The 11,058-nt window shown below is 58.4% G+C and carries 13 protein-coding genes; 1 reads left to right on the top strand and 12 read right to left on the bottom strand.

All coding sequences use genetic code 11. From position 1 onward, the window contains the following. The 9 genes from AC2FND_RS04040 to AC2FND_RS04000 all read right to left on the bottom strand — a co-directional run bounded on the left by AC2FND_RS04040 (nt 1) and on the right by AC2FND_RS04000 (nt 8,184). On the bottom strand, nt 1-288 hold the full coding sequence (locus AC2FND_RS04040) for an ArsR/SmtB family transcription factor (RefSeq protein WP_496768112.1): 288 nt from the start codon (nt 286-288) through the stop codon (nt 1-3). Between the two features lie 111 nt (nt 289-399). Continuing rightward, nucleotides 400-1,632: a mandelate racemase/muconate lactonizing enzyme family protein gene (locus tag AC2FND_RS04035; protein WP_496768053.1), complete on the bottom strand. Its 1,233-nt coding sequence runs from the start codon at nt 1,630-1,632 to the stop codon at nt 400-402. A gap of 23 nt (nt 1,633-1,655) precedes the next feature. Next, nucleotides 1,656-2,750: a Zn-dependent alcohol dehydrogenase gene (locus AC2FND_RS04030; RefSeq protein ID WP_209505348.1), complete on the bottom strand. Its 1,095-nt coding sequence runs from the start codon at nt 2,748-2,750 to the stop codon at nt 1,656-1,658. 82 nt (nt 2,751-2,832) lie between these two features. Further along, a complete protein-coding gene (locus tag AC2FND_RS04025) occupies nt 2,833-4,032 on the bottom strand; it encodes a TCR/Tet family MFS transporter (protein ID WP_496768050.1) in 1,200 nt (399 codons plus the stop codon). Between the two features lie 86 nt (nt 4,033-4,118). Then, on the bottom strand, nt 4,119-4,835 hold the full coding sequence (locus AC2FND_RS04020) for an alpha/beta fold hydrolase (protein ID WP_496768048.1): 717 nt from the start codon (nt 4,833-4,835) through the stop codon (nt 4,119-4,121). 12 nt (nt 4,836-4,847) lie between these two features. Continuing rightward, complete coding sequence (gene pcaD, locus AC2FND_RS04015; RefSeq protein WP_496768046.1) at nt 4,848-5,636, bottom strand: 3-oxoadipate enol-lactonase; 789 nt, start codon at nt 5,634-5,636, stop codon at nt 4,848-4,850. A 60-nt stretch (nt 5,637-5,696) separates the two neighbouring features. Next, nucleotides 5,697-6,671 (bottom strand): threonine ammonia-lyase, encoded by a 975-nt coding sequence (locus AC2FND_RS04010; RefSeq protein WP_267366714.1) that lies wholly within the window; start codon nt 6,669-6,671, stop codon nt 5,697-5,699. Further along, nucleotides 6,668-7,498 carry an alpha/beta fold hydrolase gene (locus tag AC2FND_RS04005; protein WP_496768044.1) on the bottom strand — a complete coding sequence of 277 codons (831 nt, stop codon included), beginning with the start codon at nt 7,496-7,498 and terminating at the stop codon, nt 6,668-6,670. Before AC2FND_RS04005 ends, AC2FND_RS04010 begins: the two co-directional genes overlap by 4 nt. After that, nucleotides 7,498-8,184, bottom strand: coding sequence for a haloacid dehalogenase type II (locus tag AC2FND_RS04000; protein ID WP_496768043.1), 687 nt, complete (start codon nt 8,182-8,184; stop codon nt 7,498-7,500). Before AC2FND_RS04000 ends, AC2FND_RS04005 begins: the two co-directional genes overlap by 1 nt. Before the next feature lie 126 nt (nt 8,185-8,310). Between AC2FND_RS04000 and AC2FND_RS03995 the strand changes: the two genes are divergently transcribed. Continuing rightward, nucleotides 8,311-8,739 (top strand): FKBP-type peptidyl-prolyl cis-trans isomerase, encoded by a 429-nt coding sequence (locus AC2FND_RS03995; protein ID WP_209505363.1) that lies wholly within the window; start codon nt 8,311-8,313, stop codon nt 8,737-8,739. 33 nt (nt 8,740-8,772) lie between these two features. On the opposite strand, the gene AC2FND_RS03990 is transcribed toward AC2FND_RS03995, so the two are convergent. From AC2FND_RS03990 to fabB, 3 genes are read right to left on the bottom strand one after another with little or no spacing between them, the layout of a single operon-like run. After that, nucleotides 8,773-8,952 carry a hypothetical protein gene (locus tag AC2FND_RS03990; protein WP_496768042.1) on the bottom strand — a complete coding sequence of 60 codons (180 nt, stop codon included), beginning with the start codon at nt 8,950-8,952 and terminating at the stop codon, nt 8,773-8,775. A 58-nt stretch (nt 8,953-9,010) separates the two neighbouring features. Further along, nucleotides 9,011-9,802 carry an enoyl-ACP reductase FabI gene (locus AC2FND_RS03985; RefSeq protein ID WP_209505367.1) on the bottom strand — a complete coding sequence of 264 codons (792 nt, stop codon included), beginning with the start codon at nt 9,800-9,802 and terminating at the stop codon, nt 9,011-9,013. Between the two features lie 5 nt (nt 9,803-9,807). After that, nucleotides 9,808-11,037 carry a beta-ketoacyl-ACP synthase I gene (fabB, locus tag AC2FND_RS03980; RefSeq protein ID WP_480920333.1) on the bottom strand — a complete coding sequence of 410 codons (1,230 nt, stop codon included), beginning with the start codon at nt 11,035-11,037 and terminating at the stop codon, nt 9,808-9,810. Nucleotides 11,038-11,058 lie beyond the last annotated feature (21 nt).

The following is an 11,058-nucleotide window of genomic DNA, read 5'->3' as shown; positions in this document are numbered from 1 at the left end:
TCAGCTGGCAGGCTCGCAAAACAGTTCGTACAGCAGACCGATCATCTGCGCTGCATTCCCATCGCGCAGCGAATAATAGATCGTTTTGCCATCCCTTCGGGTGGTGACAAACCCTTCTTCCCGCAAGCGGGCCAACATCTGGCTGACGGCGGCTTGCCGCAATTGCAGCAAATCTTCAAGCTGGCCTACGGATTTCTCACCATTCCCAAGGTGGCACAGGATCATCAGGCGCCCTTCATGCGCCAGCGTCTTGAGAAATGCCGCCGCGCGGGCTGCATTTTCTTTCATTTCCGATGGTGTGTCCGAGGTGTGTGCCTGAGGTTCGGTTTCTAGGAGTGTCACGTTTTGACCGTTGTTCCGTTAATCTTGGGTTAATATGCCTCAAACACGTCTGCATTGTCACCCCTCGGTTGCAGGGGCACCGCCCTGAAAAGCGTTGCCGTTCACATAATCGCAGGGCTCTTCCTGCATTTGCAGATGCAAGCCCCGACCTTCATACGGATGCGCGCGCGCCAGATCTTCGTCGATGTCGATCCCAAGGCCCGGACCGGTCGGAGCGATCACGAAGCCATTCTCTACCTGAATGGAGCCTTTGATAAGCTGATTATGGAACGGTGTTTCGATGGTTTCCAGCAACAGCAGGTTCGGGATCGACGCGGCCAGGTGGGCATTGGCGGCCCATTCGACCGGTCCTGCATAAAGATGTGGCGCCATCTGAGCATTAAATATCTCAGCTATGGCGGCGACTTTCTTCATCTCCCAGATTCCGCCGGCTCGCCCCAGCGCCGGTTGCAGGATTTCCGCAGCCCCGGCGCGCAGAACGGCTCCAAACTCAGCCTTGGTTGTCATGCGTTCTCCGGTGGCGATGGGGATACGGACGTTGCGGGCGACACGGGCCATGTCTTCGATCATATCGGGTGGTGTGGGTTCTTCGAACCATAGGGGCTGGTACGGTTCCAGCGCCTGCCCCAGCCGGATGGCTCCAGCCGTGTTGAACTGACCGTGTGTGCCAAACAGTAGGTCGGCCTTGTCCCCCACCGCATCGCGAATTGCCTTACAAAAGGCGACGGACATGGAAATGTCACTCATCGCCGGCATGTGGCCGCCACGGATCGTATAGGGGCCTGCCGGGTCGAATTTCACCGCGGTATAGCCGCGCCGCACCATTTCGGCAGCTGTTTCACCCGCTTGTTCGGGAGAGGTCCAGAAGTCGGTCAGATTGTGATGCGGCAAAGGGTAGAGGTAAGTATAGGAGCGAATTCGTTCGTTCACCTTGCCGCCCAACAGCGCATAAACCGGACGGTCGCGATCCTTGCCAAGAATATCCCAACAGGCGATCTCCAACCCTGAGAATGCGCCCATTACCGTCAGGTCGGGGCGCTGCGTGAAACCGCTGGAATAGACGCGACGGAACATGAGCTCGATGTTTTCGGGGTTCTCGCCCAGCATGTGCCGTTCGAACACATCCCGGATGACGTGGCGCATCGCCTCGGGTCCAACGGACGAGGCATAGCATTCGCCCCAACCGGTGATGCCGGTATCTGTCGTCAGTTTGACCAATATCCAGTATCGCCCCCCCCAACCCGGAGCGGGTGGGGCAGTGACGATGATGTCGAGATCCTGCAGTTTCATCTCAGTTCCTCCGAGCCGGGGGATCAGGTTCTGTCGAACAGGATCACGTTGCGCTTGGCAGATCCGGTTTTGGTATCGGCAATGGCCTCGTTGATCTGGTCCAGCGACCAGCGGCCCGAGATCAACTCGTCCAGCTTCAACCGACCCTGTTCATAAAGGTCAATCATCCAGGGGATGTCCCGCTGAATAACCACATCACCCATTTTCGAGCCGACAACACCCTGCCCCAGGGCTGCCAGAACAACCGGTTCATAGCTGGCCATGCCACCCGAATGCGGCATTCCGATCATGATGGCCTTACCGCCGCGGCCAAGATAGCGAGGGGCCTGATCATAGGCGGCGATTGCGCCGACCGTAATCAGAACCGCATCGGCCCCGCGCCCGCCAAGGGCTTTGAACGCTGCTTTCCAGGGCTCTTTCAGGCTGGCCAATACGCCATGGGTCGCGCCGAATTCCTTTGCGATTTCCAGTTTTTCTTCTGTCATGTCCACGGCCACGATTCGCCGTGCACCCGCGATCCGTGCGCCCTGAATGGCGTTGAGGCCAACACCACCCGCGCCGATGACAACGACATCCTGACCCGGACGCAAATTGGCGGCGTTAACCGCAGCACCGACCCCGGTGATCACCCCGCAGGACAGTAGGCTGGCCAGGTCTTTGGGCAGGCTTTCGGGTATCCTGACGATCTGCCGATGGCTCACCACGACCTTTTCGGCAAAAGCACCGCAGGCCATGGCCTGCTCCAACGGTTCGCCCTCAGCCGTTTTCAGCGGGCCTTTGACAGTGTCGTACGGTGTTTCGCAATTTGTCGGATGCCCTCCGGCACAGGTGGGGCAGGACCCGCACGCGCGGATCAAGGTCACAACCACAGGTTCGCCAATCCTGAAATCCCCGGCGGCCTCTCCAACTGCCGAGATCACACCTGCGGCTTCGTGGCCGTAAACGGCGGGCAGGAACCCGCCCCAGGCACCTTCGGCATAGGATATGTCTGAATGGCAGATGGCCACTGCATCCAGCGTCACTTCGACTTCGCCCGTGCCGGGGGGTGCCAGCTGAACCTCTTCGATAACCAGGGGTTCGCCGAATGCCCGGCAGACTGCGGCTTTGATTGTTTGCATGATTTCCCTCATTCCCGTTGGCCCCACGGTGGCGTGGGAAAGCGTTGATCGCAAGGTAGAAACCGTCATGTGTGTGTCGTTGTTAAGCCACGACAGGCGGGGACCGGCGAAACAACACAAACCCGGCCAGCATCAGCGCCAGTGCCAGCAGGAACGGAGCACCCGGCAGGTACAGCGGTGTGTCGGGGCGAATGAATTGCGCAAATACGCTGGTCATGACCAGAGGCGAGATTACCATCGAAAGCGCGTGGAGCGCGGCCAACACGCCTTGCAACTCTCCTTGCTGCGAATCCGGTGTCACTTTGGACATCATTGCCTGAAGTGCTGGTGTCGTGATTGCGCCGATTGCGGTGATTGGGATGAACAAAAGCGCAATGAACCCGTTGGTCAGAAAGGCCAAAATTGCGAAACTAAGAATCTCAAAACCCATCCCGTAGATGATGGCGCCCCGTTCTCCGCATAATCGGATTGCGGGACGGATCAGACCGCCCTGCACAACGGCCATGCCGATCCCATAGACGCCCAGTGACAGGCCGATCATCTGAGGGGACCAGCCGAACCGTTCGGTGGTGAAAAAGGACCAGATGGCGGGGTAGACGTAGATTGAGACCGAATACAGAAAGTAGACCCACAGCATAGGTCGGATACCGGGCAATGCAGCAATCGCGCGCAGCGAATTCACCGGGTTGGCGCCGCGCAGGTTGAAGGCGCGCCGGGTCTTGTCGGTCACGGTTTCTGGCATTACGAAACAGCCGATGACAAAGATCAGTGCCACCAGCCCTGCCGCCACCCAAAACGGGGCACGGGTTCCATATTCGCTGAGCAATCCGCCGATCACCGGGCCGAGGACAAAACCCACGCCAAAGGCAGCCCCCAACAGACCAAAGTTCGCGGCCTTGTCCTTGGGATCGGAAATATCCGCCATGAACGCGGCAGCGGTGGAATGCGTGGCTGCGGTAATACCGCCGACAATGCGACCGGCCAGCAACAGCCATATACTGCCCGCCACGGCCATGACCATATAATCAAGCGCCATGACGAACAGCGACACCAGCAGCACGGTTCTGCGGCCATAGGCGTCGGACAGGTTTCCAAGGATTGGACCAAAGATGAATTGCATCGCCGCAAAAGCGGTACTCAGCACTCCGCCCCAGATTGCCGCATTGGCAAGCGAGCTGCCCTGCACATCAACAATCAGTTGCGGCATGATTGGCATCACCAGACCAATGCCCATTGCGTCGATCATGACGATGCTGAGGATGAAGAGTGATGGCAGGCGCATGGGACTCGGGCAGGTGATCTGTTCGTGGCACCCTAGGCACAGTCACCGAATGTGGAAAGACAGAGTTTTACGTACAATCTGCGGTATCACCCGAATTTGTTTGCCAATTCGGTAAGCAGTCCAGCCAGTTCCTGTGGATGCGAGAAAAACGGAGAATGCGAACTGTCGATGGTTCGTCGCAGCTCCTCGGGGATGAACGCGCACATGTCCGCCTGATATTCCGTGGGGATCGTTCGGTCATCCGTGGTGCGGATATAGGCCTTGGGTACTTCGTTGAAATTGGTGCTGACCGGCAGTGGTGTTTCCTGGGGGCGAATGGCCTGTGGGCACAAGCGTGCATAGGCAAAGGGCAGAATATCGTCCGGACAATCGTGATAGAACAGCTTGGGGATGGCGTCTACCGACACGGTGTAAGACAGACCGTCTGCAGATTTTTCCACCGCGTGTGCTATGGTTTGCCGTGGCCCGCGCCTACGCATATCTGCCAGCGAAAGCCCATCGTGAGGCACGTAGGCGCACAGAAAGATCAGGGCGCGCATAGCGTCCGGTCGAGCCTCGGCGGCGGCGCTGATCGGATAGCCGCCCCACGAGTGACCCACGACAATCGTATCGGGCGTGCAGGCGTTCAGAACGGCATCGCGGCAAGTGTCCAGTGTAACCTCGGACACCGGCGTTGGATCCGCACCATGACTGGGCATGTCGATGGCCCGGGCAGAGTGTCCCAAAGCCTCCAGCGCGGGGATCAGATCGCGCCAGCACCAGGCACCGTGGCAGGAGCCGTGGACCAACAGGAAAGACGCCATCGCTGTTCTCCTTCAGATATGCCCGGTATCGGTCAGAAACCGGGTTAGGATTGCTGCGTATTCTGCGGGTTTCTCGACACAGGGCAAATGGCCGGCCCTGCGGATCATTTCGAACCGCGATCCGGGAATCAGGTCAACAGTTTCGCGCACCAGATCGGGCGGGGTCGAGCCGTCCGCGCTTCCGGCGATGCCAAGTGTAGGCAGGCGCAGGCCGCTTGTGGGTGTATAGAAGTCGGTCCCGGCGATGGCAGCGCAACAGCCCAGATACCCGTCAACCGGTTGGCTGATCATCATGTCGCGCCATGACAGGTGGTCTTGCGCCGCGCGGAAATCACGGGAAAACCAGCGTTCCATCGTGGCGTCTGCTACCGCTTCAATCCCACCGCGACGTACGGCGTCGATCCGATCCTGCCAGACTGCGGGTGTGGCGATTTTGGCAGCGGTGTTCGACAGAACCAGCGCACGTATCTGATCCATTCGTTTGACGGCCAGCCCCTGTGCAATCATGCCGCCAATGGACAGGCCGACAAAAACGCAGTCGCGAACCTTCAGGTGATCCAGCAGCGCCTCGGCATCGCGGATCAGGGCGCCCATAGAATAAGGCGCCGGTGGAACCGAGGATTGCCCATGCCCGCGTTTGTCATACCGGATGATGCGCAACCCCTTGGGCAAGTGCGGTAACACGGCGTCCCAAAGGTGCAGGTTTGTTCCTAATGAGTTTGCAAAAACCAGTGGCGCGCCATCCGCCGCACCATCGACACGATAATTCAGTTTCACGTCGCCCAGATCAGCGATCATCATGACTCAGGTCCTTGCAGCCCCGGCGTTCCAGGTGCAACTTGCACAGGTTTGGGGTGCCTGTCAGGTCAGGAATTCCAACGCCCTGGAAAAAATATCCGGATCGACATTACCACCCGAAGTGACCACGATAACGTCGTCGCCCTCGATCTCGTCACCCCGGAACAGGGCCGAGGCCAATGCAACTGCGCCGCCGGGCTCTAGCACGATCTTGAGGCGCAGGAAAGCAAGTGCCATGGCGCGCAGCGCCTCGTCTTCGGTGACCGAAATACCGGGCCCGCAAAGTCGGTTTAGGATGGGAAAGGTGATATCGCCGGGTTGTGGTGTCAGGATAGCATCGCAAATATTGCCTGATGCCGCGTTGTTGTTCTGAATCCGTCCCGTCGCCAGTGATCGTTTGACGTCATCGAACCCTTCCGGTTCGCACGGGCGTGCCCTTAGGTCGGGGGCGTGTTTTTCAAGCGCCAGTGCAATACCAGAGGTGAGGCCGCCACCGCCGCAACAGACCAGAACATCCGCCTGAGATAACCCAAGTTCCGCGGCCTGTCTGGCAATCTCCAAGCCGGTGGTACCTTGCCCGGCAATCACCTGAGGTTCGTCATATGGCCGGATCAGGGTCAGCCCGCGTTCGGCGGCGATGGTTTCCCCGATCTCTTCGCGGCTTTCGTTTGCGCGATCGTAAAGAATGACCTCACCCCCTAGCGCGCGGGTGTTTTCGATTTTCAGGTGCGGCGCATCCGACGGCATGACAATGACCGAAGCAATACCGTGTTTCGACGCCGCCATCGCAACGCCCTGCGCGTGGTTGCCCGAGGAATAGGCAATCACGCCGCGCTGGCGTGTGTCTTCGTCCAGCGCGGATATGGCAGACCAAGCCCCCCGAAACTTGAAACTGCCGGTATGTTGCAGGCATTCCGGCTTGACCCAAATCCGGCGCCCGGCGATCGCGTCAAGAAATGGCGACGACAGAATTGGTGTCTCGCGGACATGTCCCTTAAGCCGTTTGGCCGCGGCTTCGATCATTTCAATTGTGCTCATGCAGCGTTCTTCAATACCTTTTTGATGACATCCAGAGATTGAGGCTCATTCAAGAACGGAACATGCCCGCGATCCGGCACTTCGGCCGAGATCAGACCGGGATGCCGCCGGTGCATCTCAGCCAGTGTTTCTGCGCTCAGAACGTCCGAGTTCGCGCCCCTGATCGCGCCGCAGGGAATGTTACGCAGCGCTTCAAAAAACAACCAATAATCGGGTATGGCACCGCTCGCGGCCTGTTCCAGAAGCGCCTTGCGCAGGGCCGGGTCATAGCGTAGCGCCAGCCCGTCCCCCTGTTGTTCGTATTGAATTTCGGCCTGTTTGCGCCAAATCTCCAACGGAACTTTCGGGAATTGCGGCTCCATCACATGTTTCAGGGCAGCAGCAGCTTCGTCATAGGTTTTCGCGGCGGGTTGTGCGCCCACGTAGGCCATGATCTTGGCGATGCCTGACGTCTCGATGACCGGCCCCACATCGTTCAGAATCACACCGGCCAAACGTTCGGGGTGGCTTGCCGCCAACGCCATGGCAATCAGCCCGCCCCGCGAGGTGCCCAGAATGACCGCTTTTTCGATGCCCAGAATATCCAGCAGTTCAATCGCGTCATGGGATTCACGAAAGACGTTGTAATTCATGAAATCGGGGTCGTAGTCTGAGCGACCGCGCCCCCTGTAATCCATCGTTATCATGCGCAATTCAGTGGCATGTGGTGCGAAATACGAAAAATCCCGGCCGTTTCTGGTCAATCCGGCCAGACACAAAAGCGGCGTGCCCGATCCATGGTCTTCGAAATAGATGCGCCTGCCGTCCGAAGTCGTAAAGTCTGACATCAAAGACCAGCCAGCTTGGGAATGGTGGTCAAGTCAGACAGCACATGCGCTGGAGTCCACGGCAGCCGGTCTATTGGTTCCCCGATCCGGTTGACCCAGACGGTGACAAAACCATAACCGCGGGCCCCTGCAGCATCCCAGCCGTTTGAACTGACGAACAAGACTTCGTCGCGGGCGCAGTCAAACCTGTTCTGAACCAGATCATAAACACGGGAATGGGGCTTGAAGACCCCAACGCTTTCGACCGACAGCACGTCATCAAGCACATCGCCGATCCCGGCGGATTGAACAGCGCCGTCCAGCATGGGTAGTGATCCGTTGGACAGGATGGCAGTCTGCATCCCGCCATCCTTGAGGGCTTTCAGCATCGCAGGAACTTCGGGATAGGCCTGCAACTCCCAATATAGATCCAGCAGGCGTTGGCGCAGTTCTGGGTTGCCCTGAAGGCCGGCAGCTTCCAGCGCCCAGTCCAACCCGTCCTGCGTTACATCCCAGAAGTCCGCATGGGCATCTGCCACAGCACGCAGCCATGTGTATTGCAATTGCTTCAGGCGCCAATGCCCCGCGACTTCGGGCCATTTGTCTTTCAGGGCTTCGAACCCCGGCTCGCCTGCTGCCTGCCGGGCGGCGGCCGCTACGTCAAACAGCGTTCCGTAGGCGTCGAACACGCATGTCGTGATTGCCATATGACCCTCCTCTGATTGCGCGCAGGTTGGCACAACGCGAAAGGGGGGGGAAGGGCCAAGGGTTTACAACTTTGTGTCAACCTCTAGGGTTGGCCGCTTAACCCCTAAAAACGGCCGGAGACCACTATGACCGAAATCAAGCAAGGCGACACGGTTCGCATCCATTACACAGGGACATTGTTGGATGGCAAAGTCTTTGACAGCTCGGATGGGCGCGATCCGTTGGAGTTCGTGGTTGGATCGGGCCAGATCATTCCCGGTCTGGACAGTGCCATGCCCGGTTTGTCCGCAGGTGACAAAAAACGGGTCGAGATTGCCTGTACCGACGCCTACGGCCCGATCAATCCTGCGATGCGTCAGGAAATCCCCCGTGAGGGTATTCCCGAGGATATTCCGCTGGATCCGGGCACTCAACTGCAGATGCAGACACCAGACGGTCAGGCCGTACCTGTAACAGTCGTGGACGCCAACGAAGCAACTGTGACCCTGGATGGGAATCATCCGTTGGCCGGTCAGGATCTGGTGTTTGAGATTGAAGTCGTCTCGATCAATTGAGACATAGTTCGGGTTGGAACGCCCGCCCGGACTTCAGCCGATCAAAGCTTCAATAGCTGCACGTACCTGTGGCTGGGTGAAAAAGACAAACACCAGCAGTAATGATGTCAGCGCAAGCAGCAGCACTCTGGCCCGCTGGCTGAGGAAACTGGATTTCTTCCGGCTTTGCACTGATCGTGCGTTGTTTGCAATGATTTGATCTAGCTTGCTCATATCGAAGTCCTGCCGCCCAAAGATGGTGAAATCTTGGCGGCGGCAGGGAAAGATATGGTCACATGAAATCGGGTTGTGGCATGCCCAGAACGTGGAAACCCCCATCAACGCGGATGATTTCGCCAGACGTGCAGGCTCCCGCATCAGATGTCAGGTAAACTGCGGTCCCGCCAACAGCTTCCAGAGTGGCATTCGAACGCATCGGCGCATTCTGATCGCAGAACTTATATGTCCTGCGCGCACCGCCAATGGCCGCACCGGCAAGGGTTTTCATTGGCCCCGGTGAGATTGCGTTCACGCGGATACCATCCGGGCCAAGGTCATTGGCCAGATAACGGGTCGCCGATTCCAGCGCCGCCTTGGCAACACCCATGACGTTGTAGTTCGGTACTACCCGGTTTGATCCCTGATAGGTCAGCGTCAGCAGCGAACCCCCATTGTCCTTCATCATCGGATAGGCGCGGCGTGCCACCTCGATAAAGGAATAGGCCGACACGTCCATCGAGTGTTTGAAGTTCGCCCGCGTGGTATTCAGAAACCGGCCTGTCAGCTCGGATTTATCCGAATACGCAATGGCATGAACGACAAAGTCGATGGTGGGCCAACGCTTGGCCAGCTCACCAAAGGCACGATCCAGTGACTCGTCGTCGGTCACATCGGCATCCACCATAAAATCGCTGCCAAGGCTTTGAGCGAGAGGTTCCAGCCGTTTGCCGAAAGCCTCGCCCTGATAGGTGAAGGCCAGTTCTGCGCCTGCCTCGTGCATGGCCTTGGCAATGCCCCACGCGATTGAGCGGTCATTGGCCACGCCCATGATCAGGCCGCGCTTACCTTTGAGAAGATCCGACATCACTTTCACCCGTTATACTTAGACAGAATCATGGACCCGTTGGTGCCGCCAAAGCCGAAGCTGTTGGTCATGACACTGTCCAGTCCTGCGTTTTCAACCACTTCAGTTGCAATTTCACCGGGCAAGATGCCTTGGGCGAGTGTGTCGACATTGATCGACGGTGTAATGAAATCATTGTCCAGCATGAGCAGGCAGAAGATCGCCTCAAGCGCTCCTGCCGCGCCTTGCGCGTGGCCAGTCATCGATTTGGTCGAAGAAATCGGTGGCACATTGCCTTCACCGAAGATGCGGCGCACAGCCTCTACTTCGCCTACGTCACCGACAGGGGTCGAGGTCCCATGTGCATTGATATAACCGACCTTGCGACCTTCGGGCAATGTGGCCAGCGCCAGCCGCATCGCGCGCTCACCGCCTTCACCCGAAGGGGCCACCATGTCGTGGCCATCCGAGGTAGCAGCATAGCCGGTGACTTCGGCATAAATCTTTGCGCCGCGGGCCAGCGCGTGCTCCAGCTCTTCCAGAACGAGGATGCCGCCGCCACCGGAAATCACAAACCCGTCACGGTTTTCGTCAAACGCGCGCGAGGCTTTGTCGGGCGTGTCATTGTATTTCGACGACATCGCGCCCATCGCATCGAACAGGCACGAAAGCGTCCAGTCCAGTTCTTCGCCGCCGCCAGCAAACATGACGTCCTGTTTACCCAGCATGATCTGTTCGGCCGCGTTGCCGATGCAATGCAGCGAAGTCGAGCAGGCCGAGGTGATCGAATAGTTGATACCCTTGATCTTGAACGCGGTCGCCAGGTTTGCCGAGATTGTCGAGCACATGCATTTCGGCACAGCGAACGGACCGATCCGCTTGGTCGCGCCTGTCTTCAGAACGGTCTGATGCGCCGTCAGCATCGCGCTTGTCGACGGGCCGCCGGATCCAGCCACCAAACCTGTGCGCGGGTTGACTACCTGGTCCTCGGTCAGACCAGAATCTGCAATGGCCTGAGACATGGCGATATGAGCGTAAGCCGCGCCCGGACCCATGAAGCGCAGGGTGCGTTTGTCCACGTGTTCAGCCACGTCAATCTTGAGCGTTCCCGCGATCTGACTGCGAAACCCATGTTCCGCCATCTGTTCGCTGGCTTCGATCCCGGATTTACCTGCTTTGAGCGAGGCCAGAACCTCTTGGGCATTATTCCCGATCGAAGACACTACCCCCAGACCGGTGACGACTACTCGACGCATGTGCGCACTCCTTATTTCGGG

The sequence above is a fragment of the Ruegeria sp. BHSB056 genome (genome assembly GCF_059613305.1).
The sequence above is the reverse complement of the archived record's forward strand: the minus strand, read 5'-3'. Positions and strand labels throughout refer to the sequence as shown.